Genomic DNA, 22,874 nt, shown 5'->3' with positions numbered 1-22,874 from the left:
TGGTCCCGCATATCGGAGTCCGAGCCGTTGCGGGCCACACAAGGCAACACTGACCGCGTGGCCATCCGTCGCTGCCAAACCTGTGACGCCCGCTCATAGGCCGCGGTGCGCGACATGCCTGGCCAGCCGCCCGTCGTGCGTGAGCGATGCGTGAGCGGACAGCGGAACATGAAGCGCCGAGAGCCGCACCCAGGATCAGGCCGGGTGGTGCTGACCTGCAAGAACAGCACCACCCGGCAGGCGCGAACACCCTCGATCAAGGATTCGACCCCACTTGTAAAGCGAAGGTCGTCGGTTCGAATCCGACAGGGGGCTCTTGTTCTGAACAGCGCAGAAGCCCCAGGCCGGTCGTGGCCTGGGGCTTCTGACATCCACGGGTGACATCGACGGGGGCGGTCAGTCCCGGTCGATCCGTCGTTTCAGTAGCCGGTCCATGTTGCTGATGGCTTCCCGCTGTGTGTCCTGGGCGACGTGGGTGTACACGTCCATGGTCATGCTGATCTGGCTGTGGCCGAGGATCTCCATCAGGACGCGCGGGGGCACGCCGGCCGCCGTGAGCAGGGTGGCGCAGCCGTGACGGGTGTCGTGCAGACGGATGGGACGGAGGCCGGCCGAGGCCGTGAGGCGGGAGAACGAGCGGTTGAGGTTCCGGGGCTCGATCGGGCGGCCGGAGCGGGTGGTGAACACGAGCCCGGCCGCATCCAGCTCGGCGCCCTGCTTCGCTGCCTCGTGGCTCTGGCGGAGCCGGTGCCAGCGGAGTGCGGCCAGACAGATCAGAGGCAGCGGCACGGGGCGGATCTTCCCGGTCTTGGTGGTGTCCTGGTACAGCTCGCCGCCGATGCGTTGCACCTGGTTGCTGACGCGGATCACCCGGTCGTCCAGGTCCACGTCCGACCACCGCAGGCCCAGGACCTCACCGCGCCGCAGACCCATCGCGATGGCGAGCGTGAAGGCCGCGTAGAGCGGATCGCGGCGGGCTTCTTCGAGGAACGTCAACGTCTCGTCGAGCGTCCAGGGCGTCGTCTCGCGGCTGACGACCTTGGGGGCTTCGACGAGCGAGGCGACGTTGCGGGTTACCAACTCCTCGCGGGTGGCGGCGGTCAGGGCCGTACGGAGCACGCGGTGAGCTTCCTTGGCCGTGGCGGGGGAGGACTTGCGAGTGACATCAGCGAGGAACACCCGGACGTGACGGGGGCCGAGGGTCTCCAGCCGCTTCGTCCCCAGTAGGGGAACGAGGTAAAGCCGCATGTGCATGGCGTACTTGCTGTACGTGCTGCGCTTCCGATTCGGCTTGATGACGTTGTCGAGCCAGTACGGCAGCCATTCGGCGAGCTTGGCGGAGCGGGTGGGCACGGGGATTCCTTCGTCGACCTTGGCGAGGAGTTCGCGGCGCTTGGTGTCGCATTCGGTCCAGGTCTTGCCGTAGGCGTACTTGCGGGCGCGGGTGCCGTCGGGTTGGAGGACGTACACAGCGGCCTGGTAGCGGCCGTCCTTGCGCTGGGTGATGGTGCCGGCCCCGTTCGGATTCCGCTTGCGTTGTGGGGGCATCAGGCGGCCTCCTCGATCCGGTCGCGGATGTAGTCCTCCAGGGCGTTCTCGGGGATACGGCGGGAGCGGCCTTCGGTGATCGAGGTGAGTCGGTTGGAGCGAATGAGGTCGTAGACCTTGGAGCGTCCGTACTTCAGCCGTGCCATGACCTCCGGCACGGTGAGCAGTTGTCCGGTGGCGGTGGTCATGGCTGGTTGTCTCCTTCGGCTTCGGGGTGGGTGGGTTCGCGGTGGATGGTGGCGGCGAGCCAGGATTCGCCGGGGGTGAAGCCGGTTCCGGCGAAGGTCCAGTGGGAGAGGACGAGGGTGGTTTCGTCGGTGGCGGTGGAGGTCGGCTCCGGGGGGTTGGGCTGGGCCTGGAGGCGTTGCCATTCGGCGCGGGCGGTGCGGAGGGCGCCGAGGGTGGTGGAGTAGTGGCGGGTCTTGGTGGAGAAGTGGCCGCGGAAGCCGAGCATGTGGGCCCAGGCGCGTAGGCGGAGGTCTTCGAGGTCGCGGCGTCCGCCGAGGGTCCAGGCGGTGCGGATCATGCGGCGGGCGTGGTCGTTGATGTCGAGTTGGGCGAGTTCGGCGAGGAACTTGAGCGGGCGGTCGAGGGTGCCGGTGGCTGTTTCGGCGCCCTTGGTGGAGTACTTGGCGATGTAGGCGGCGACCGCGCGTTCAGTTAGTTCGGTACCGCCGTCGAGGTCGGCGGAGCGGATGGGGCGGATGTCGAGTTGTTTGCCGAAGGTGAAGGTGTGGGGTCTGCCGTCGATGGTCGGGCCGGGTGTGGTGGTCTTGGTGGTGGCGGCCTGGATGGCGTCGGTGAGGAGGTCGGTTGTGGCCCAGGTTGGGGGTGGGGTGTTGCTGCCGGCGGGGCCGTCGAGACGGATGACGGAGTGGAAGTGCACCGCGCCGCGTTTTTGGTACTCGGCGACCTTGGCGAAGGAGACGCGGGCGTGGTGGCGGAAGGCCCGTTGGGTGAGGCCGGCTCGCTTGGCGATCTCTCGGCGGAGGTAGATGGAGAAGCGCCGCCACAGGGCGCCGGCGTGGGCGTTCCACAGCACTGCTGACTCGTAGTCGTACGTCTCGGAGTTGAGCGCGGTGCCCAGCGCGGGGGCGTCGTCGGGGTGGCGGGTGCCGCAGCGGCAGGGGCGGGCCGTTCCGCCTTCTCCCGTAGGGCGGTTGTGGACGGGGCCGAAGGAGGGGGCGGTGAAGGTGGCGAGCACGCGGGGGTGGGCGGCCACTTGCTCAGGGGTGCCCTTGCCGCCGCGGAGGCCAGCGGTGATCAGTTGGTAGGTGTCGCGGCGGTAGGTCTCGGCGCAGGCCGCGCACCGGGTGGTGCGGCGGTTGTTGCAGCGAACCAGGAAGTGGCCGGCGGGCAGGTCGGTGGCGTGCAGCTCGGAGAGGATCTGGCCGGTGGTGGGGTGGATCTCGGTGCGGTGGCCGTCGAGACGGATGGGTTGGCCGCACCCGCCCAGGCCCCGAAGTTGCCGGAGCAGGGCGGGCATGGTGCCCAGTGAGGCCAGCGCGGCCAGGTGCGTGATCGGCGGCGTGGTGCGGGCGGGCATCGGGCGATTTCTCCTTGGTTGGCTAGTCGTCTAGATGTGTGTGCCGTTGACGATGTGGACTCCGGTGCGGGTGCCGGACTCCACGGCGGGGGCGAGGAAGGTGTGGGCGAGCCAGAAGCCGAAGAGGGCGATGGCGACGGCCGCCCACATGCGGATGCCGAGGAACTTGATCGCGGCCCAGGCGACGACGCCGAGGACGAGGACCAGGGGCAGGGTGACGGTCACGGGCGGGCCTTTCAGCGGACGGGGCAACGGTGGGTGCGGGCCGCCAGCTCGGCGGCGGCACGGCTGTCGTAGTCGGCGGAGAAGCCGCAGCGCGGGGCGGTGCACGCGGCGGTGTGCTTCTCCCGGCCCCGATGTCGTAGGCGGTCCCGACCTGGACGGGGCCGATGCGGGCGACGTTGCGGAAGCGACGGTTGGCGACCATCAGCGCTCCTCCGGCTTACGGACGAAGTCGTCGGCGTGCTCGGTGAGCCACCGCGCGATCTCTTGGCTCTCGTCCGGATCGGCGGCGAGGATGACGGGCTCGGCGGTGGCCATGGCCTCAACGAAGCGGCCGGCACGGGTGAGTTCGGCGGCGCGTTGTAAGGCGTGCAGGGTGGACGGGCGCATGGGGCGTTCTCCTGTCACAGTCGGGCGGCGACGGCTTCGGCGAGCTGGGCGGGGATGCCGAGGCGGGCGCGCAGGGTCGTGGTGTCGATGGGGGCGCCGGTACGGGCGCGGTGGTCTACGGCGACCTGGCGGGCGTGGTCGACCAGGGCGGCCGGGACAGCCGGGGCGGGCGGGGCCGAGGGGGCGGGGCTGGTCGGCGTGGCCGGCTCGGTGGGCGGCGGTACGGGTGAGGAGGCGTTGAACTCTTCCGGTTTCCGTTCGGGCGCCTTCCCGGCCGTTGTCTGCTGTGGGGTGGAGTGCGCGAGCAGCGATCCGCCGAGGAAGGCGACCGCTGGCCAGCCGGCGACGAGAATGCGGAGCCAGGCGGGGACGGCGTGCAGGTCGAGGAGGCCGGCGGTGGCCACGTTGGCGCCGAGTGAGGCCGTCAACGCGATGACGAACCAGCACCACCCGCTCCGCTTGTCCGTCCCGGACCGCAGCCGCCGCCAGGCCGCCATGAGGAGCAGGTCCACCGACACCGGGTAGGCCCATGCCTTCCAACCGTCCTGCCCGGCTGCCACGGCGATGTCGTGGAGGTGGGCGAAGGACAGTGCGGCGGCGATGACGGCCTGGACGAGCACCGCGTCCACGCGGGCGAGGTACGCAGGCACTGACCTACCCCCTTGTCGGTGTGGTGGGCGGGACTGCCCGCGGGCCGAGAACGGCCAGCAGCTCGGCGCGTTCGGCTTCGGTGGTGGCATTCCGGTACAGGCGACGGGCGTCCGCCAGCGCGGTTGCGTAGTCGCCGGCCCGTACGGCCTTCTCGATGCGGCGGATGGATTCGCGTGTCTGATCGCGCATGGGTGGACCTCCTTCCGGTTTCAGGCATGGAGTGGGTAGGGAGCTGGCGCGAAGCGGTCGCGCCGACCGTTGAGGGTGTGGGTCAGCCGGTCGCCGGCAGCGGTTTGACCAGCGGAATCGCCGAGTCACAAGGGCCGGCCGGCACGACGGGCCGGAAGCGATCGAGCGCCGGAACGTCCGGGACCAGGTCGGCCGAGGCGGTGCAGACGGCGGCGGCGTCGGCGAGCGACAAGTACGGGGTGCGGATGCGGGACCAGCCGCCGGAGGTGTCCCCGGCGACGGCCAGGCCAGGGCGTTCGGGCGCGATGCCGCAGGCGGCGATGACCGCCTCAGGGGCGATGTCCCCGAGCGCCATCTTCGCCGAGGCTTCGTCGTTGACCCTGTGGCAGACGCGGCCGGTGAGCTGGGCGCGGAGCATGGTGGCGCCCTTGCCCAGCTCGGCGCCGAAGCGCTGGCCGCACACTTCGAGGTAGATGCCGGCGGCGCGGCCGAGTTGGGCGAGGCGGATGAGCTGGGTGACCATCTCGTCCCGCCGTTCCTCGTCCTTGCGGGTGGCGACCATGAACAGCTCGGCCACCTCGTCGACGACGACCACCACCGGCACCGGGCGTTCGGACTCCGGCAGGCCCCAGATATCGGAGGTGATCTCCTCGTCGGGGGCGTCCGGGGCGATGCCCTGCCGTGCCTTGATCAGGTCGTATCGGTCCTCCATCAACCGCACCAGCACGGGCAGCAGTTCAGCCACCTGCCCGGGATCCGTGGCCAGCGCGGACAACCGCGGGGCGAACGGAGCCAGCTCCACGCCCCGCTTGCAGTCGATCCCGACCAGTGCGATCGGCTGCGGAGCGAGCCCGGCGACCAGGTGGCGCAGGAACATCGACTTGCCCGACAGCGTGGCACCCAGGGTGAGTTGGTGCGGGACGGCGCGGTAGTCGCGGACGTACGCGGTCGCGTCCTCCCGCAGCGCCACCGGGACCCTCAGCAACCCGCCCTCGACCTTGCGCGGCATCCGGACCTTGCGGAGCACGTCGAAGCCGACGAGTCGCAGTTCGACGACGCCCGGCTTGACCTCGGTGACGTATACCGCGTGAACGCCCCAGGCATGCCGCAGGCGTTCAGCGGAGGCCGCCACGTCGGCCGGTTCCTGGCCCGGAGCCAGCCGTAGCCGGAGCCGCATGCCTGTCGAGGTCGGGCGGTTCAGGCCCCGGCGCGGCGGAACCGGCCGTACCTCGCGCCGAGTCGTCGCCTGGACGAGCAGGGCGCGGAGCCGGGACGGTTGGACGGTCAGCCCGCACGACTCCATGGTCGAGCCGTACGTGCCGAGCAGGCGGGCGGTGGAGAGCGGCAGGCCGGCCGTGCACCAGAAGGCGGCCGGATGCTTCGCCCGGAGGTAGGCGCCCCCGCCACCGAGTGCGGCGACCGGAGCACCCACCTCCAGCAACGTCAGCAGATCGGACATGGCGATCAGGCCGCCGCCGCAGTCGACACGGGGAACTCGCCGGGCATCACGGCGGTGGCGCGGAAGGCGATGCCGTGGCGCTCCTGGCCGTTGAACGTGGACTCCCACGGTCGAGCCACCAGCCCGGCCAGCGAGACAGGCGCGCCGACCGTCAGGCCCTCGGTCAGCCCGTTCTCCGGCACGGTGACCTTGAGGAGCGCCGACTCGCCGCCCTCGATGTAGACGACCCCGACCGTCCACAGCACGTCACCGGTGTTGGCGTCGGTGGCGACCTCGCCGGTCCGCCGGTCCTTCAGCTTCTTCTCCGGAGCCTCGGTCAGCAGGATCGTGGCCGCCGAGGTCTCCACGCGGATGGAACGCAATGCCTTCTCCTCCTCCATGACAGCTAGTCATCTAGACAAGCTGTCGCCGTCGCCCCCGCAATCCGGGGGCGCGCGCATCACTATGACATAGAGACAGCTACTCGTCTATACATGTTGGCTGTCTCGTGTGTACGAGTCGACGGAGGGGAGGGCGGAAGCGCATCGCGTTCCATCCGCCCCGTCATCAGGTGGCGGGGAGCTGGTAGTTCAGGACGTAGGCGTCAGCGGCCATCACCGTGTCGCAGACCTCGACCGCGCGTCCTTCGCTGTCGTGCGCGGTCCGGATCAGGTGGATCACCGGTACTCCGGAAGCCAGACGGAGCGTCTTGACCTCCTGGGGCGAGGGCATCCGGGCGCGGATCTCCTCGTCGAAGTGGTCGAGGCGGTGCCCCAGCTCTTCCAGCCGGGCGTAGATGCCGCCGGGGCCGGGGTTCGGCTCGGCGATCGGAGTGCCGGTCGCCAGGTCGAGCGGGATGTACGAGGTGGCGAACTCGACCGGTCGGCCGTCGAGCAGGTAGCGGCGGCGACGAGCCAGCACACGGCGCGGCCCACCCAGGCGCGTGGCGATGTCCTGCGAGGGGCGCTCCTCCTTCACCTCCAGGCTGTCCACCTCCGGCCGGCTGCCCGCGGCTTCGGCCTCCACGGTGAACGCGGACTTGCCCTGCTCCCGATGCCGCCGGGCGAAGCGGTCCGAGGCCAGCCGCCGGACCGGCGGACGCGGCCGGACGAAGACACCCTTGCCATGCTCCGAGACCACCAGGCCCTCGCCCTGGAGGACGGACAACGAGTTGCGGACGGTCATCCGCGATACGCCGTAGTGCTCGACCAGCTCAGTCTCGGACGGGAGCTTGTCGCCCTCCTTGAACCGGCCCTTGTCGATCGCCTCACGGAGCTGATCGGCGATCTGCCGGAACACCGCACGGTCACTGGTGGGGTCCAGTGCGCCGAGCAGGGCAGTACCCTGAGCGGGCATTTTGACTCCTTTAGGTATCTAGACGAGCGGCTGACACTTGTTGCTACGGTGGGAAGCCTAGCCAGCCGAAGGGGATGGAAGTTCCGTGAGCGCCGAGCGTCCGCACTCCGTGAGCGTCGCCGGAGTCATCGTCGACGACCGGGGCCGGGCCCTGCTCATCCAGCGCCGGGACAACGGCCAGTGGGAACCGCCTGGCGGCGTGCTTGAACCAGGCGAGACCATCCCCGAAGCGCTCCAGCGCGAAGTCCTGGAAGAGACCGGCATCAAGATCGCCCTTCCGGCGACTCTGACCGGCATCTACAAGAACATGACCGGCTTGATCGTCTCGATGGTCTTCCGCTGCGAAGAGATCGACGGCACCCTCACGACCGGCGAGGAAACCCGCGCCCTGCGCTGGGCAACCCGCGAGGAAGTCACGGAACTCGCCGACGAGGCGTACGCGATTCGCGTCCTGGACGCCCTTGACGCGACTTCGCCACCCGCCGTGCGAGCGCACGACGGCGTGAAACTCATCTAGCTCGAACCCACTACCCATAGCGACCCACCAGCGCAAAGGAACTCGTATGCACGAGTATACGAGCAGTCGCCTAGCTGTTGGAGGCGAACGCCCAACTTCGCTGGAGGAAGGTGTCAGTGTCGGCGGCGGATGGGCGCTGCGCGACATTGCCCGCGATCAAGCGGTCGATGCTGCTGCCGGCTACCGATGCGAAGCCGTTGCCCACTCATTTCCCGACGGCGGTTCCGTTCTGCTCGGCTCAGGCTCGGTGACCACTCCACGCCTGGCACTGCGGTGGCTCCGCAGCCGAGCCATCGACATCGCGGACCAGCTCGACGCCGAAGCCGCCCGACCGATCCGCCGGTGGCTCAGTGATCACGCCGCCCACGAGTACGCACTCTTCACCCTCGCCCGGGGCGACTCCTACCTCCTCACGATCTTCGAGGAAGCCACCCGCTACACGCTGTCAGCGAGCCCCGCAGGGAGCACCAAATGCCCCCCGCAGCCATGCCTGCCCTTCGCCCCGGTTACTGGTGCGAGTGCTGGACCCAGAGCCCGGCGACCGGTGAGGCCCCCGTCCTCCTCGCCTCCTGCCAGGCCGACAACGCCGTCCAAGCCGTCCGCTGGATCCGCGTCGCACTCCGCAAGATCACCTCGGCACTCGAATCCGAGGCGGCCGCATGCGCCCGGAGCTGGCTGGCCGGCGGTTACGTGAACGCCATCGAGACCCTCGCCTACACCACGCCCTACGAGATCACCGTCAGCCACCGCGACACCCACATCCAGTGGACCGCCCGGCCCGTGCTCTTCGTCGGCCTGGCCCACCGCGAGGCGACCGAACTCCCAGCTTGCGCCGAGAAGTTCACGCCACGCCCGAAAGCCCCCACGCCCTACTGAGTAACAACCTTCTCTACGGGTTCAAGGCGGCTCGCATGCGCTCGCCGCGCGCGGGGCCCGGCTCTCCGCCGGGCCGGTGCGCTCCTGTCTTCGCCCCGCTCCCCGGCCCGGCCGCCGTGCCGCGCGCGAGCGCAGCAGCCAATTGAGCGCATAGAGGCGTATGTCGCGGCTGGGGCGGTCGGCGCTCCCTGGCCCAGGTCGCCAATGTACTAGCCGTTAGCAGGGCCACAGCCGGAGGTGCACCGGGTGCTGCGGAACACATCGCGTGGCAGACGAAGCAGGCGTTCCGAGGTGAGGTGCGCGTCGGTGTGCAACGTAGTGGGAGAGGCGCTCAGTCTTCGTAGGGGCGGACCGGCGTGGTATTGACATGAGTTAGGTGCATAGACCTCACAGGTCGGGCAATTGAACTTCGCCCCCAAAGGACTCGATGAAATTGTCACGAATACCGGGATCAGACTTAAATGCCTCTCGGAGAATATTTCCAAATCGTGTAAATTCTTCATCCCGCCTGAGCTTGGAAGCAGCTTGAAGAGCCAGGCCACAGCTAATCGCGCGCCCATAGGGAGTCAAGACGTTTCTGCCGATTTCCAGCGACTCCCGTGAGTGCTGCAGCACCTTTTCCCATTCCTTCATTTTCCCGTATTCTTGAGCCAGCACCTGATGAGTGGCTGCAACGCTCTTCATGTCACCGAAACGCGCTAACACTTCGATCGCCGCGGTGGCAGCTTTCATTGCCTCACCGCCCTTACCTCCTTGGAAGAGAATAGGGATATGAGAAATTGCGGCCGTGGCCAACCTTTGCTCATCGCCAAGGTGGGCAAACATAGCCTGAGCGACCATCGAATACTCGGCCGCCTCACCGGTCCTCCCGAGGCGGTTCAGGACTTCTGCAGCGTTACTGCGTGCGAGCGCTTCACCTGAAACACTCAGCGCGGTGCGGCAGATCTCTATATCCTGCAGATGGAGCGCCAAGGCCTCTTCGTGTTGGCCGCGACGTCGCAGAGTAATAGCGAGATCATTGGTTACCATGCTAATTTTATGAGGGTTGCCAATTTTGGAAAATTTCTCCAGAGCTGCTCGCTGAAGCTCCTCGGCCTTCCTCAGGCGACCCATCTCGGCATGCGCGAGGGCTAGCGTGTTCAGAGTCTCCGCCGCGCCCGATTCATCTGCAGTGTGAAGGCAAACATCCAGGTCGCGCTCAAAATAATCGATTGCCTCACTCATTTCTCCAGCAGCCCGATGAATCGTACCGAGATTGTAAAGGACCTTCCCGACCTCATGTTTAAGATCGAGCTCCTCGTAGATCATCAAGCTTTCTCGCAGAAGGGGAATGGCCTCATCCGACAGGCCGAGATCCATCTTGAGGCAACCCAGAAGATTGGTAGCACCGGCAACTAGGACCGGGTGCCCGGAATTCGACGCAACAGCATAGACTTCTTCAGCGCATGCAAGAGCGTTCGAGAATTCTCTACGGTATCGAGCCAGGTTAGCTCGTGCCGTTAAAAATACAATCTCGATCCCATGTTCATCAATCTTCTGCGAAGATCTAAGCCCCACACTGTTGACAGTCTCCCACTCGCTCCAGTGGCCTGCCGTCTCACAGATCCCTGAGAGGGCCATAGCGAAAGCGACTGTATTATTGGGGGACTCGTGCGACTCGGAAATAGACAGTGCCGCTACTGCGTTAGCGAACTCGTGTTCCACCCACTTCGCTGCGCTCTCGATCGAATCTATTTCGGCGCTATTTCCCTTTGGGACTTCAACCTGAAACACTCCATCCAAGTTGAACTGAACTTTCAGCGCCGAGTTTCGAAGCCAGGCAAGCATGCGATGCCTGTCGCCTTGAATCTGATCGGCAGGATCCTTTTCCATCTGCTCGCGCGAGAAGACTTTTAGGAGGTCGTGAAACCTGAATCTTCCAGCAACTTCTGAATGTTCAATAAGGTTTGCCTCGGCAAGCTTCCGCAGAGCTTTGGCGGCCTGCCTATTGTCAGAACCGGTCAAGGTCGAGCAAATTCCCGGACCGAAATCCCCTCCCGGTACGTGAGAAAGTCTTTTAAACGCATTCCTGCACCCCTTACCCAACTTGCGGTACGAGAGGTTGAAAGCTGCGCGCACAGCTAGGTCGCCGACCTCTAGTGCCTCAAGTCGGTCTCGTTCGTCGCGCAGCTCTAGAGAAAGATCGGACACTCTCATGTTTCGTGTGGCATGCAGACGATTCGCTGCGATGCGCAAGGCGAGGGGGAGATGCCCGCACAACTGCGCGACACTCTTCGCCTCCTCAGGCTCCCTGTCCACGACCTCGTGGCCGACCACTTTCCGGATAAAATCCATTGAAGTCGCGGCAGGGAAAGTCTCCAGATCAAAGCGGCTTACAGACTCCAGACCCAGCAATTTATTCCTGCTTGTCACCACCACCAGAGACCCAGCCCCAGGTGGGAGAAGGGGGCGGACCTGCTTTTCGTCAGCAACGTTATCGAGAATGATCAACAGGGAGCGACCAGTGACCGTTCGCCGGTAGGCGTCCAAACGGGCATGCGGGTCACCAGGGATCTCCTCTTCTGGAACCCCCAGTGCCTGCATAAAACGAGCCATGACCTCCTCAGGTGCCGCTGGTCGCTCGTCGACGCCGCGAAGATCGGCGTACAGTTCCCCGTCCGCGTAGGTTCTGCCCACTCGATGAGCGATGTGCACGGCAAGGCAGGTCTTCCCAACCCCGGGTTTTCCCGATACGACCGCAGTCATCGAATGCGGTCTTTCCAAGCTCTCGAAAGCGTCACGTTCAATGGCCTCGATGTCAGATTCACGACCCGTAAAATCAGACACCTCAGGCGGCAAGATTCGAGGGCGCGCCGTGGGGATGCGCTCTTCCGAATTGCTCGTGAGTGTGATGTGGACCGACGAATTCGTCAGGATCGGCCCGGTGGCGTTGCCTCCCACGGCCACTGCAGCTTCACCACTCGCCTCAACGCCTGTCCGCTCCAGCTTCATGACACCTCACCTGAGCCGCAGGCGACATCCGTCTCAACCGGGCCCCGCGCTTCTTTTCCCACCGCGACAGCACCTGCTCCGGCTGCGGTGATTCCCTGGCCAGCGACTTCTCCTGCGGCACCAGTGTCACCAATGACCTTGGTGGAGATGCGCCCGTGCGAGGAGCCCCCGACCGCGACTGCGCCGGCCCCTGTAGCTCGAACAACCGGGGGCTGCTCATCGGACGAGGCTTCACCGTTCAGGTAGATCTGAGGCACTGCACCGGCCAAGACCAGCACGATGAGAGCCGTCCACCACGCACCTGACGAGCTGTTTGTCGCCACGTTCGTCACGATCCCGGTTGCAGTGGCGATCATCCCCGCCAGGACTACTGCCACCACACGTTTAGCCCTTGAGGACACTGGCCTCCCCCTCCTTGCTGTTGAACACCAACTACGTATGAGTTCTACAGGAGTTCCAAGGAGGACGGAGACGTTTTCTGGCTCGGTTACCGGAAGGGATGCGCCGCGCCCGCCCTAGCGAACCCGCACTGTCCCACGGGCACCATCCCCCCTGGGAAGCGCACTCAGCCGAGGGCGCCACCTCGTCTTCCAGTCCCAGCCTCCTGCGGAAGGCTCTTACAACGCCTAGCTACAAGAGGCGGATCGGCCCTGTTGCACTTGGCGACCAGGAGAAAGGCACTGCGGTCCGACGCCATGGGCCAGCCGTCGTGGCTTACTCTGGCCGACGGGAAGTACCTGACAGAGTGGTTGAGGCTAGTGGTGGGTGCAGCGAGGCATACGCGCGCCTGATCGGTCGTCGCACCCGCCGTCTTGGCTGACTGTCGTTGGCTGAGGCCGCGACGGGTAGCACTGGACAGCCTATGCCGTCGCCCGCCCGCTGCTCGTACTGTGGTGCAGGTAGGCCGCAGCAGCTACGCGGACCGTTCAGGCTGACATCCGTCGTTGACATCAACGGCTGCGAACAGCGACGGACCCAGGGGTGCAGCGGCAGCTGTCCTCCCGCCGGACAAGGCGCCATCTCTACTCTTCGAAGCGAACTTGTAAAGCGAAGGTCGTCGGTTCGAATCCGACAGGGGGCTCTGAGCACACCGCGCTGACCTGGGATTTCTCCCCAGGGAGGCGTCTTATTCGGCCTCGGACTCCGCGTCCGGGGCCGTTTGCGTGCGCGGTGCGTGAGCGGATGGGGCACCAGAGCCGCGCTCAGCCGCGGATTCTCCGGCACCGTCCGCCACGGCTTCGGGGTCGGTTCCGGGTGCTTCGTTCGCTTCGACGTCCACCTCGGTCGTGGTGGTCGGCGTCGTCGGGCGTGCGCGGGGGACGAGGCGGGCGGCGGCTTCGGCGATTGCCCGGTCGGTCTCGGGCAGCAAGCTCGTGTAGGTGTCCGCCGTGATGGCGATCGAGGAGTGGCCGAGCATTTCCTGGATGTCCTTCAAGTCGGCCCCGGCCGCGTGGGCGAGAGTCGCCGCCCCATGGCGCAGGTCGTGGAGCCGGATCGGCTGGAGGCCGATCTCCTCGCACAGCTCGATGAAGCGGCGGGTGACGTTGGCGGGGTGGAGTATCTCGCCGTTCTCCTTGGTGAAGACGCGTCCGGTCTCCGCCCAGGCGCTTCCCCACTCCTCGCGGTCCTTGTCCTGCTGGATGCGGTGCCGCTTGAGGGCCCGGACCGGGTCTGAGTCGAGCGCGATCGTCCGAGCGCCCGCGTCGGTCTTGGGGTCGTCCTCGTACACCTCCCAGCCGCTCACGACGAGTTGCTTGGCGACGGTGATGCGGCCGTCGTCGAGGTGCGTGTCGGTCCACCTCTGCCCGCACGCCTCGCCTCGCCGCAGTCCACGGAAGACGATCAGGTGCCACAGCGCGTAGAGACGGTCCTCGGCGACGTGGTCGAGGAAGAGGCCGGTGTGCTCCGGCGTCCAGACCATCACGGGCGAGGGCTTCTCGCCGGTGCGCTTCCAGTGGAGGATGCGCTCCTCTGTCCACACCAGAGCCTTGGGGCGCTTGCCGGCCTCCAACTCGACGTGGGAGGCCGGGTTGAAGGTAATCAGCTGCTGGGCGATCGCAGCGTTCAACGCGGCTCGCAGCGTGGAGCGGATGCGCTGACGCGTGGCTGGAGTGGCGACGCGGCGGAAGGGATCCATCTCAGCGATGGCAGCCTTCAACACCTGGCGGCGGGCGCGGTGGACGCGACCCTTCCAGGGAATCTCGGCCAGGTCCTCAATCGCCCTGCAGCGGGTGGCATTTCCCTCGGTGATGCCGACGTTGGCCTCGGCGATGGCCTCGAACATCTCCGACAGGTGGCTGACGCGAAGACGGTCCAGGCGGAGGTGCCCGATCCGCGGTTTGAGGTGGAGGCGGATGTTGCCCTCATCGCGGCTGATGGCGCTCGGTCGCCTCTTCTTGCCCGCCAGCCACATGTCCAGCCAGTCGCCGACAGTGAGGCGGCTGGTCAGGTCCAGGCCGTGGCTGAGGCGCCGCCGGGTCTCTTCGACGTTCGGCAGGGGCGCCTTCTCGTCCGCCACCTTCTCCAGCAGCTCGGCGATCTGGGCCATGCCCTCGGGTTCGTCGGCGTCGGAGAGCCCGAGCAGGGCGCGTATGTGGTCGAGGTCGGCCTGTGCGGCTTTGAGGGACTCGTAGCCGGCGCGGCTGAAGGAGCGCCGGGTGCCGTCCTCGCGAGGCGGGAGTTCCTGGCGTATGGAGTACGAGCCGTGCTTGCGGCTGGTGAGCTTGGGGCAGTTCTTGCCGAGCGGCTTGCCGGTCTGGGGATCGCGGCAGTAGCAACGGCGGTGCGTGGAGCCCTTCAAAGGCGTTCCTCCAATGTGGTGTGGGAGTCGCCCTCGGACGGGTCGACGTCGGCCAGTGCGGATGGCAGGTCAGGTGGGGTGGCTCCGTCGCCGCGGAGGTCCCGGCGGAGATACCGGAGGTGGTACTTGGCAGACAGGGCCTGGTCGGCGAACTTGGCCCGTCTGCGTTCGGCTTCTTCCTGCTGCGCGTGGCTGGTTGCCGCTTCGGCTGTGAACCTCGCCCGTTCCTCCTCTTCGAGGGCGGCCAGGGCGGTGCTGACGAGCTTGGCGTGAGCCTTGAAGTCAGGCACCAGGCCCGCGTCGTGCCCGGGCACGTCCTGCTCGCCGGTGAAGCGCCGCAGGGCGTCCCAAGTGGGTACGAGGTCCTGGAACGGGAGTTCCTGGGCCCGGTCGACGTATCCGACCGGAAAGATCAGGCAGCCCGGGTAGGTCTCCAGGGCGGCGGCCAGGACCATGACGTCCACCAGCGGGAGGCTGGCCCGGCGTCCGGATTCCATGTTGGCGATCACGTTGCGCGGGATGGGATGCCCGAGGCTCTCGCACCGGTCGGCCAGATCCTGAGCGCTCCATCCCATCTCCTTCCTTCTCCGCCGGACTTCGCCAGCCACGTTGGTCTTGATCCGGTGCTCCCACTCAGGGAAGCCGTCCTCTTCATCATCGCGATCATGTTGTGTCACATTGACACATTAGCTTGTGGATCCTGATTGGTAGACGCCTGGAGCCGGACGTGAGGGCCACGTTCGCCGAGGGCTGTACCGAAAGGGATGCCGCATGCGCGAAAACGCCGCTGCCGGACGAATGAACGGGATGAGCTGGGAAGATCTGCTTGCGCTTCCTGTCGCCGTTGACCTGGAGACCAGTAATCGCGCCTTGGGGCTCGGCCGGAGCAAGGGCTACGACCTGGCGAAGCGGGGTGACTACCCGTGCAAGGTCCTGCGGCTCGGCAATGCCTACCGGGTCGTCACCGCGGATCTTCTGGATCTGCTCGGACTGGCGGCGTGAAGGGGCGGCAGCGTAGCAGGCGGTTCTGCGTTGAGCTGACACAGAATCGCTGGACTGTTGGCGGGTGTGGCCGTACGGTCCGTGTTCCCTCGCGATGGCCTGGTGCCCGCGAGACGGGACGGGGCCCCCGGCGGTGCAACGCCGGAGGCCCCAGCAACCCCGAACGGCCCGTCAAGAACCAACCCGGCGGTAAGGGCGTGCAAGCCTGCCACCGCCAGACGAGGAGCTGCCCCGTGGAACACGCGGGAGCCGAGCCCTATTCCGACCCCGACTCCGACAAGCCGGTATGGCCGCCTGTTGCCGTCCCCGGCCAGCCGAACGCCCATTCTCTGCCGTCACCGGAAGAGCCGCCCACCGTCATACCCGACCCCGCCCCCGGTCTCTGAGGGAGAGCAGGTGCTGACGGAGTTGCGGGAGCAGATTCGTCGGTACGTCGTGCTGCCGAGCGAGGAAGCCTTCACGGCGGTCACCCTGTGGGTGGCGGCGACCCACCTGCAGACCGCGTGGCAGCACGCTCCGCGGCTGGCCATCGTCGGCCCGGCCAAGCGGTGCGGCAAGTCGCGGCTCCTGGACGTGATCACCGAGACCGTCCATGACCCGCTGATCACGGTCAACGCCTCGGCCGCAGCGGTGTTCCGGTCGATCACCGATACCCCACCGACTCTGTTGGTCGACGAGGCCGACACGCTCTTCGGCTCCGTGAAGGTCGCGGAGAAGAACGAAGAGATGCGCGGCCTGCTCAACGCGGGACACCAGCGCAACCGCCCGACCCTCCGGCCCCAACCATGAGGTCGCGAAGTTTCCCACCTTCGCGATGGCAGCCCTCGCGGGCATCGGCGACCTGCCCGACACGATCATGGACAGGTCGATCGTCATCCGCATGCGCCGCCGCAGGCCGGGCGAGAAGGTGGCGGATTTCCGCACCTTCCGCGACACCCCGGCCCTCCACGCACTCCGCGACCGGCTCGCCGCATGGTTGGCACCGCTCCACGCCGAGGCGATGGAGCTGACACCGGTCATGCCGGTCGAAGACCGCGCGGCTGATACCTGGCAGCCGCTGGTGTGCGTCGCCGACCTCGCGGGAGGCCAGTGGCCCGACCTCGCCCGCACCGCCTGCCGGGTCATGGCCAAGCACGAGGCCGAGCACGACCAGGACAGCAGCAGCCTGGGCATCCGCCTTCTGGCCGACATCCGCCGGGCCTTCGCCACCGAAGGGAATCCACCGGCTATCCGCACCAGCCGTCTCCTCGACATCCTCAACCAGGACGACGAGACGCCCTGGCCGGAGCACACCGCCAACGGCCTCACCCCTCGCGGCCTGCAGATCCTGCTCAAGGAGTACGGGATCAGCTCGGCCACCCGTCGCTTCCACGGCGGCGTCCAGGCCAAGGGCTTCACTCGACTGCAGTTCGCCGACTCCTGGGCGCGCTACTGCCCCGAGTCCACGCCGGATTCCACGACCGGCGCCTGACCCGGCACGACTCGTCGCGACTCGTCTCCACGCAGGTCAGCGCAGGGACGAGTCGGAGACCGACAACGAGTCGACTCGACATCACCGCTGCACCCGTACCTGTTCTGACCAGGCGTGCAACGAGTCGCGACGAGTCCCCCAGACCACGGCCACGTCAGCCCCCGCATTCTGGAGCACCACGCTTGCCTGCATCGCACACCGCCCCATCCGCTTCCCCGGTGCCGCTGGCCGCCGCGATCCGCATAGGTGTGGCGCTACTGGCCGTGGCGGCCTTCGCGCTCTCCTACGACGCCCTGCGTCAGATGGCCGCCGCCAGCCACATCCACCCGGCGCTCACCTATGCCTTCCCGCTCGTCATCGACGGGTTCATCGCCATCGGGATCGGTGCCTTGCTCACCCTGCGGGAAGCGCCTCTGTCCGCCCGCCTCTACGTCTCGGCGCTGGTCGGCATCGCGACCGCCACAAGCATCTGGGCCAACGTCCTGCATGCCATCCGCCTCAACGAGCAGGCCCGCCACACAGGACTTGCCCTCGACGACATCACCGTCGGCGTCATCTCCGCCATCGCCCCACTCGCCCTGGCCGGAGCCGTTCACTTCTACCTTCTCGTCGCCCGGCGCCCGACCGCCCCCGACATCGAGGGCCACCGCCACAACAACAGCCAGACACACACCAGGGGAAACACGGCCAGCGCCACAGCACCGCTCCCCGCTACGAATCCCAAGACCGTGGATGAACCGGCCACCGAGCACGTGGCGGAAGCCGCGCACCAGCACGCCAGGCCCGGAGGCAACCAGCCAAGCCTCTCTCTGGAAGAGGCCATCGACATCGGCCGCACAGCCCCCCTCGGCCGGGCCGGGCGCGTCTCGCGCCGCAACATCGAAAAGGCGATCCGCGACAAGGGATTCGGCATCTCCCGCAGCCGCCTGGATGACGTCAAGAACCTGCTGCAGGCCGAACTCGACCAGGCCGCCGCAGGTACCGGCTGAACCCCATATCCCACGTCACCCCTGCCCGCCTCTCCCGCACAGCAACACGAGAGGGGCGGGCCCTCACACGCACCACCACTCGCAGGAGCCCACATGCATGACGCAAATGACGAACTCGAACTCCCCTCGTCCCAGCAGTGGACGGTGTAGCTGTGTTGCGGGATCTGGTTGCCGTCGTTGAAGAGCCGCAGCCGTGGGGGTTCGAGGCGGTGCCGGGCGATGATCTGGTTGAGGCCGTCCCAGGTGAATAGGTCCGAGAAGTCGCCGACGCGCGGCCAGAGGCGATAGGTGCGGCCGAACGCCTCGGCGGGGAAGTCCCCGCCGAGGCTCCGGACCGCCGAGGAGATGGCGGTCATTTACGGCTCCGATCAGTCGTTGCCGTCGCCCTTGCCGGTGCCGCCGCCGTCGCTCAGCCGGTCCTGGCTGCGGGCGGCCTGCACGGAGCGCTTCGAGACGATCAGGTCGTTCATCGCATGTTCCTTTCTCTTCGGTTCTCCCACCGGGGTTCCGGTGGGAAGTCTGTGGGCGCCTAGACAGGCGGCGCCGGGTCGGTGTCGGGTGCAGAGACCGGGGCTGTCAGGGTGCGGTCCGCGTCCTGCTGCACGGTGACGGCCAGGAGCGTGAGGGTGGTCGACGCACCCAGCAGCCACAGGCGCCCCAGCCAGACGTCCAGCCGCGGCTCCCCGCTGCGGTGGCGGCCCCTGGCTCCGTGCTCGGACCACGTCACCTCACGCCCCCTGCTCGTGGTGGATCTGGCGGAGCAACTGCTGAACGGAGCGGGCCAGCGACTGAAGGCGACGCGCGGCCGACACCAGCCCATCGCCAGGCCCGGCCCCCAGCTGGAACTGGGCGTTGTCGACCTGGGCGTGTTCCCGGTACCAGGCGACCTCGCCCGGCCGGTGCTCCTGGACGTGCTCTTCGGCCTGCTCGATCAACGGGCCGAGATGCCCCTTGAGGGTGTCGATCAAGCCGAGGACCTCGTCATAGGGAGGAAGAACGATGGTGGAGCGCAGAGCTGCGGCGATGTCCGCCTGGATCTGGTCGATGCCATCGGTGCCCGTCGGGCTCAACTGACCCGGCAGCGGCTGCTGATCGGCACGGGTGGCATCCATGGTGCAACTCCTCGAAGACGGTGGTGGTAGTCACCGCCGCCAGGGGCGAGGAGAGGCCGGCCTTACACGGCCCCTGGCGGCTGAGTACGAGTCAACCGCCGGAGCAACAGGCAGATCCGCAACCGGGTTGCGAGGTAGTAATCCCTTTGCAGGTGGGTCAGTTGACGGCCACGCCCGCGCGGCCGGCGAACGCCCGCACACCCGGGAGGGTCCGGTCATGCCGGAGCAGGCCGCTGGCCAGGTTCTTGACCGACCCGCGCCGGATCTCCTGAGGTGCGGCCCGTTCGGCCGCCAGCAGCGCCCGGTAGCACTGCTCGGGCTTGCCCCACTGGTCAAAGCACCGGGCCACGTCAGTGAAGAAGCGCCCCTGCCGCTCGGCGGTCGGCAGGGCCGCAGGGTTGATGGTCCTGGCCAGATCGATCGCCTGCCCGGCATCACCGAGCAGGTAGTGGACCGACAGCTGGTGCAGCAGCACCTGCTGGGTACCGGTGTCCGTGCGGGCCTCGGGGCTCGTCCGGCCGATCTCGGCGGCTTCGGCGGCCTCGCCGATCAGCCCGTGCGCGGTGGGCCGATCGCCCATCTTGGCCGCCGTGTACGCGGCAGTGGCCAGCAGCGAGACACCCGCGGACAGCCGGGCGGCCTCGGGAGTGCTGCGATCCGCCCGCACGTCCTGCGCGGCCCTGACGGCGATATCGGTGGCGCGTGCGAGGTGGCCTTGGCGGCGCCAGGCACTGGACACCATCCGGTGCGCCTCAGCGGTCGTCAGGGCATCGCCGCCGATCCGCGCAGAGGCCAGCGCACGGTCCGCAGTGATCGCCACCAGACCGTCCTCGCCGAGCTTGATGCACAGCCGAGTGGCGATGTTGTAGAGGTCGGCGACGGCGGTGGCCGACAGCTCCGCCGGCTCCAGGCCCTGAGCTTGCGCGATCCTGCCGGGCAGGTTCCGGGCCAGCGTGTCGTAGCGGGCGGCTCGGAATTCCTCTCGGGACGCCCTCACTTCGGCAGCGACGCCGGCCGGTGACACCTCACCGCGCTTCGACACGGTGGCAGTGCCGTAGAGCAGGTGGTCTTCCAAGGGCGCGAGGGTGCTGGCCTCGGCTGGAGAGGCACCGGCCAGGGGGGTGGTGAAGACCACCGCCGCAGCGGCCAGAAGTTCGCGGCGTCGCACGGGGTCGTCCCCCTCCTCTGGACCAAGATTGCGATCAACCCTAGCCGAGGTGGGCCGACGCCGGGTCGATGTCGACGCTGGCCCTGGAGGCGCGACAGCGAGAAGATCGGCCAGGGGAATGTCCAAGGCATCAGAGACCTGACGCAGGGCGTCCAGGCTGTTGACCGGGATTACGTCCCGCTCGACCTGAGACACCCAACTCTCCGACCGGTCGATCATCGCAGCCAGGTCCCGCTGGGGCCATCCCTTGCGTCTGCGCGCCTTGGCGATCGTCTTACCGAGTGTCAGTTCGCTCCCCGCCATTGGGCACGCCCCCCGAGGTCCCGTATCCGCATCGAGTGAGCATGCAACGGTACTGGCGGAAGGGGCACGGCTGTAGAGGACAAGGCAGCGAGAGTAGGCCAACTCCGGCGCGGCGTACCGCCGTGGCCCGAGAGGTGATCACGCCCCACCAGTACGTCAGCCGCCAATGGTGAGCTGAACCAGCGGCCAGACGACAACGATGCTCTCGAGCGGCCGCCTTCGGCAGTGATTCCGCGGCTAGCGTCACACCAGCCCCCTTACCGCCGGTAGCGAGCCAACGGATCAGTAGCCCTGTTGTGGGACTACTCCATGAGGCGCCTGGAAGTCCTCACCGAAACCGACGGTACTGCGTCCCATCCCGTCAGCGTCGGGCAGTCAGCTGCAGTGAAGTCCACTGTCAGACCTCGCTGATAGAAAAGAAATAGGGTCATGCGTTCGATTCAAGGGGTGGCTCATGTACAACCCTCAGGTCCTAGTCGGCACTAACATGCACGTTCCGCAGGCACTATTCCCCCCTCGGTCTCGTCCCCTTATCCTCACGATCACGCGATGGGGAGGGGCGCCAGTGGCGGCAGAGGCGACGAGCTGGCAGAAAGAGCAAGTCAGCCGTGCTTACGTGCACGCGCTCGCCACGCAGGGTGGCTACACGATCTGCGATTGGAATGTCGACAAGGATGGCGTCGACGTTACTCTTCGCTCGCGCGGTCTGATGGTGGACATCCAGCTCAAGTGCACGCAGAGCCCGCGTGCCGTCCGCGGCGGCTACAGCTTTGCGCTCGACGTGGAAACGTACAACAAATTACGCGACCCAGAACGCTCTGCCCCCGGCCACCTCGCGTTGCTGATCGTCCCGCCGGACATCGGCCGCTGGGTGACCCACCAGCCGGAATCGATCGTTCTGGCCTGCCACGGCTACTGGGCCTCCCTTCAGGATATGGCCGAGGCTAATAGCACTGTCACCACGGCAATCCATTTGCCCGAACACCAGTCGCTCACGGTGAAGGCCATGGGCACCATGTTCGACGCGGCGCGCCGAATGACCAACGCCGCTGGTTGGGGGGTGAACTGACGTGATGCACAGCAAGCTCGACTTCGCTCCCAAGGAGATCCGCAGCTACCTCAAGGTCACCGGCTGGTCCCCTGTGTCCGGCGGGGCCCTCGCCGAACTGTGGAGCCTGCCCGGACCAGCCGAAGAAGTCGTTCTGGTCCCGATGAAACCCGGCGCCCCAGACTTCGACAAGCGGACCCGCATCCTCGTGGAGGACCTGGCCCGGATCGAATCTCGGACGGTGCACGCCGTGCACTCCGCCATCGCGACCGTCTACCACGATGTCACCGACCTCAGGGCCTCTCACCCGTCCCTGAGCGACGGCTCCATTCCGCTAGAGGCTGGGTACGAGCTGTTCCTCTCCGCCAGGCGCCTGCGCGTGGCTTCGGCAGCGGCGGCGATCCGTCGTCAGGGTCACTTCCGTAACTTCCCCACTCGGGCCCGCGATCAGGCCCGCGAGGTTCGACTGGGCCAGACTCGCCGCGGCTCGTACATCGTTCCCATCATCAGCCAGGCCCGTTCTCCAGAAGATGTGTACGCACCCCAGCAGGAGCACATCGACATCCAAGTCGAGGAGACGCTCTTCGACCGGCGTGTCACCGCCACCATGTCCCGCGCCCTCGGTGTGCTGGAGGAGATGGCCGGCGCCGAAAGGGCACCCACGCCCAGCGAGATCGCCGACTCGGTCGGCGAGGGCGTCTCGTACGAGCTGTGCCAGGCGCTCAGCAAAGTGGTCAAGTCCGACTCCGTCGATGCTCTGGATATCACCTTCAATTGGTCTCAAGTGGCCGCACCACCGCCCGGTTCCTCGCCTCGCGTCGAGTTCAACGCGGCCGCAATCAACATTGTGAACCGTGTCTCAGACCACCTGAAGACCCAGCTCTACACCCACGAGCACGTCATCTACGGCGTCATCACCGACCTCAGCCGACGTCCAGAGGACGAGACAGGCCGTGTAGGCATTGAAACGCTAATTAAACGGCGCCGCAGGACGGTCTGGATCGACCTCCCTGACAGGAATTACCACCAAGCGGTCCGCTGCCATGACCTAGGCGTCCCGGTGCGCGTCCGGGGCGTACTCAGCAGCCCACCAGGCGGGCACGCCACCATGGAAGTCAGTGACTTCGGCCCAGACCCGTCGCTGGGCACGAACGAGTGAAGACCTGGACAGCGGGCGACTTCGCCGACACCTTCTACGAATCACTGATCACGACAGCAGCTTAATGAAACCCATAGGGGCACCTTTCGTCGTTGTCT

General features: G+C 67.0%; 22 protein-coding genes and 2 pseudogenes. 7 read left to right on the top strand and 17 right to left on the bottom strand.

Going from position 1 to position 22,874, the window contains the following annotated elements; genetic code table 11:
* Positions 1-396: 396 nt before the first annotated feature.
* The 11 genes and pseudogenes from ACJ6WD_RS26250 to ACJ6WD_RS26200 all read right to left on the bottom strand — a co-directional run bounded on the left by ACJ6WD_RS26250 (position 397) and on the right by ACJ6WD_RS26200 (position 7,340).
* Complete coding sequence (locus ACJ6WD_RS26250; RefSeq protein WP_407616628.1) at positions 397-1,548, bottom strand: tyrosine-type recombinase/integrase; 1,152 nt, start codon at positions 1,546-1,548, stop codon at positions 397-399.
* Entirely contained in the window at positions 1,548-1,736 is a 189-nt protein-coding gene (locus ACJ6WD_RS26245) for a helix-turn-helix domain-containing protein (protein ID WP_233658733.1), read from the bottom strand. The genes ACJ6WD_RS26250 and ACJ6WD_RS26245 overlap by 1 nt, the downstream gene beginning before the upstream one ends.
* Entirely contained in the window at positions 1,733-3,094 is a 1,362-nt protein-coding gene (locus tag ACJ6WD_RS26240) for a replication initiator (protein WP_407616627.1), read from the bottom strand. Before ACJ6WD_RS26240 ends, ACJ6WD_RS26245 begins: the two co-directional genes overlap by 4 nt.
* A gap of 30 nt (positions 3,095-3,124) precedes the next feature.
* On the bottom strand, positions 3,125-3,319 hold the full coding sequence (locus tag ACJ6WD_RS26235; RefSeq protein ID WP_100606025.1) for a hypothetical protein: 195 nt from the start codon (positions 3,317-3,319) through the stop codon (positions 3,125-3,127).
* An 11-nt stretch (positions 3,320-3,330) separates the two neighbouring features.
* A pseudogene (locus ACJ6WD_RS26230) lies at positions 3,331-3,521 on the bottom strand (mobile element transfer protein).
* The gene (locus tag ACJ6WD_RS26225) at positions 3,521-3,706 is read right to left on the bottom strand and encodes a hypothetical protein (protein WP_407616626.1); all 186 of its coding nucleotides are present in this window, start codon (positions 3,704-3,706) and stop codon (positions 3,521-3,523) included. The pseudogene ACJ6WD_RS26230 and the gene ACJ6WD_RS26225 overlap by 1 nt, the downstream one beginning before the upstream one ends.
* 14 nt (positions 3,707-3,720) lie before the next feature.
* Positions 3,721-4,356 (bottom strand): DUF2637 domain-containing protein, encoded by a 636-nt coding sequence (locus tag ACJ6WD_RS26220; RefSeq protein WP_407616625.1) that lies wholly within the window; start codon positions 4,354-4,356, stop codon positions 3,721-3,723.
* Positions 4,357-4,360: 4 nt separating this feature from the next.
* Positions 4,361-4,546: a hypothetical protein gene (locus tag ACJ6WD_RS26215; RefSeq protein ID WP_376170692.1), complete on the bottom strand. Its 186-nt coding sequence runs from the start codon at positions 4,544-4,546 to the stop codon at positions 4,361-4,363.
* An 82-nt stretch (positions 4,547-4,628) separates the two neighbouring features.
* Positions 4,629-6,005 carry an FtsK/SpoIIIE domain-containing protein gene (locus tag ACJ6WD_RS26210; protein WP_407616624.1) on the bottom strand — a complete coding sequence of 459 codons (1,377 nt, stop codon included), beginning with the start codon at positions 6,003-6,005 and terminating at the stop codon, positions 4,629-4,631.
* Between the two features lie 5 nt (positions 6,006-6,010).
* Entirely contained in the window at positions 6,011-6,367 is a 357-nt protein-coding gene (locus tag ACJ6WD_RS26205; protein ID WP_407616623.1) for a hypothetical protein, read from the bottom strand.
* 184 nt (positions 6,368-6,551) lie between these two features.
* Complete coding sequence (locus ACJ6WD_RS26200; protein WP_100606018.1) at positions 6,552-7,340, bottom strand: GntR family transcriptional regulator; 789 nt, start codon at positions 7,338-7,340, stop codon at positions 6,552-6,554.
* Positions 7,341-7,449: 109 nt separating this feature from the next.
* On the opposite strand from ACJ6WD_RS26200, the gene ACJ6WD_RS26195 reads away from it, so the two are divergent.
* Both ACJ6WD_RS26195 and ACJ6WD_RS26190 read left to right on the top strand, forming a co-directional pair.
* Entirely contained in the window at positions 7,450-7,857 is a 408-nt protein-coding gene (locus tag ACJ6WD_RS26195) for an NUDIX hydrolase (RefSeq protein ID WP_275467720.1), read from the top strand.
* 471 nt (positions 7,858-8,328) lie between these two features.
* Positions 8,329-8,733 (top strand): hypothetical protein, encoded by a 405-nt coding sequence (locus ACJ6WD_RS26190; RefSeq protein WP_407616622.1) that lies wholly within the window; start codon positions 8,329-8,331, stop codon positions 8,731-8,733.
* Positions 8,734-9,120: 387 nt separating this feature from the next.
* On the opposite strand, the gene ACJ6WD_RS26185 is transcribed toward ACJ6WD_RS26190, so the two are convergent.
* The 3 genes from ACJ6WD_RS26185 to ACJ6WD_RS26175 form a co-directional block, all read right to left on the bottom strand.
* Positions 9,121-11,724 (bottom strand): ATP-binding protein, encoded by a 2,604-nt coding sequence (locus ACJ6WD_RS26185; protein ID WP_407616621.1) that lies wholly within the window; start codon positions 11,722-11,724, stop codon positions 9,121-9,123.
* A 1,126-nt stretch (positions 11,725-12,850) separates the two neighbouring features.
* Positions 12,851-14,524 carry a tyrosine-type recombinase/integrase gene (locus ACJ6WD_RS26180; RefSeq protein ID WP_407616620.1) on the bottom strand — a complete coding sequence of 558 codons (1,674 nt, stop codon included), beginning with the start codon at positions 14,522-14,524 and terminating at the stop codon, positions 12,851-12,853.
* The gene (locus ACJ6WD_RS26175; RefSeq protein ID WP_407616619.1) at positions 14,521-15,099 is read right to left on the bottom strand and encodes a transcriptional regulator; all 579 of its coding nucleotides are present in this window, start codon (positions 15,097-15,099) and stop codon (positions 14,521-14,523) included. The genes ACJ6WD_RS26180 and ACJ6WD_RS26175 overlap by 4 nt, the downstream gene beginning before the upstream one ends.
* 196 nt (positions 15,100-15,295) lie before the next feature.
* Here ACJ6WD_RS26175 and ACJ6WD_RS26170 point away from each other — a divergent pair, with 196 nt between their 5' ends.
* The 3 genes and pseudogenes from ACJ6WD_RS26170 (at position 15,296) to ACJ6WD_RS26160 (ending at position 17,986) form a co-directional block, all read left to right on the top strand.
* Positions 15,296-15,526: a hypothetical protein gene (locus ACJ6WD_RS26170; protein ID WP_407616618.1), complete on the top strand. Its 231-nt coding sequence runs from the start codon at positions 15,296-15,298 to the stop codon at positions 15,524-15,526.
* 233 nt (positions 15,527-15,759) lie between these two features.
* Positions 15,760-16,997 (top strand): annotated as a pseudogene (locus ACJ6WD_RS26165) (DUF3631 domain-containing protein).
* A gap of 224 nt (positions 16,998-17,221) precedes the next feature.
* Positions 17,222-17,986, top strand: a complete 765-nt coding sequence (locus ACJ6WD_RS26160) for a DUF2637 domain-containing protein (RefSeq protein ID WP_407616631.1) — start codon at positions 17,222-17,224, stop codon at positions 17,984-17,986.
* A 529-nt stretch (positions 17,987-18,515) separates the two neighbouring features.
* Here ACJ6WD_RS26160 and ACJ6WD_RS26155 read toward each other — a convergent pair.
* The 3 genes from ACJ6WD_RS26155 to ACJ6WD_RS26145 all read right to left on the bottom strand — a co-directional run bounded on the left by ACJ6WD_RS26155 (position 18,516) and on the right by ACJ6WD_RS26145 (position 20,569).
* Positions 18,516-18,713: a hypothetical protein gene (locus ACJ6WD_RS26155; RefSeq protein ID WP_407616617.1), complete on the bottom strand. Its 198-nt coding sequence runs from the start codon at positions 18,711-18,713 to the stop codon at positions 18,516-18,518.
* Between the two features lies 1 nt (position 18,714).
* Positions 18,715-19,098: a DUF6415 family natural product biosynthesis protein gene (locus ACJ6WD_RS26150; RefSeq protein WP_407616616.1), complete on the bottom strand. Its 384-nt coding sequence runs from the start codon at positions 19,096-19,098 to the stop codon at positions 18,715-18,717.
* Positions 19,099-19,255: 157 nt separating this feature from the next.
* Positions 19,256-20,569 carry a helix-turn-helix domain-containing protein gene (locus ACJ6WD_RS26145; RefSeq protein ID WP_407616615.1) on the bottom strand — a complete coding sequence of 438 codons (1,314 nt, stop codon included), beginning with the start codon at positions 20,567-20,569 and terminating at the stop codon, positions 19,256-19,258.
* Positions 20,570-21,134: 565 nt separating this feature from the next.
* Here ACJ6WD_RS26145 and ACJ6WD_RS26140 point away from each other — a divergent pair.
* Both ACJ6WD_RS26140 and ACJ6WD_RS26135 read left to right on the top strand, forming a co-directional pair.
* Complete coding sequence (locus ACJ6WD_RS26140; RefSeq protein ID WP_407616614.1) at positions 21,135-21,638, top strand: DUF4365 domain-containing protein; 504 nt, start codon at positions 21,135-21,137, stop codon at positions 21,636-21,638.
* Between the two features lie 4 nt (positions 21,639-21,642).
* Entirely contained in the window at positions 21,643-22,776 is a 1,134-nt protein-coding gene (locus tag ACJ6WD_RS26135) for a hypothetical protein (protein WP_407616613.1), read from the top strand.
* Positions 22,777-22,874: the final 98 nt, after the last annotated feature.

It is taken from the genome of Streptomyces sp. VTCC 41912, assembly GCF_045799175.1.
GTDB lineage: Bacteria > Actinomycetota > Actinomycetes > Streptomycetales > Streptomycetaceae > Streptomyces > Streptomyces albulus_C.
This window is presented reverse-complemented; position numbering and strand designations above follow the sequence as displayed.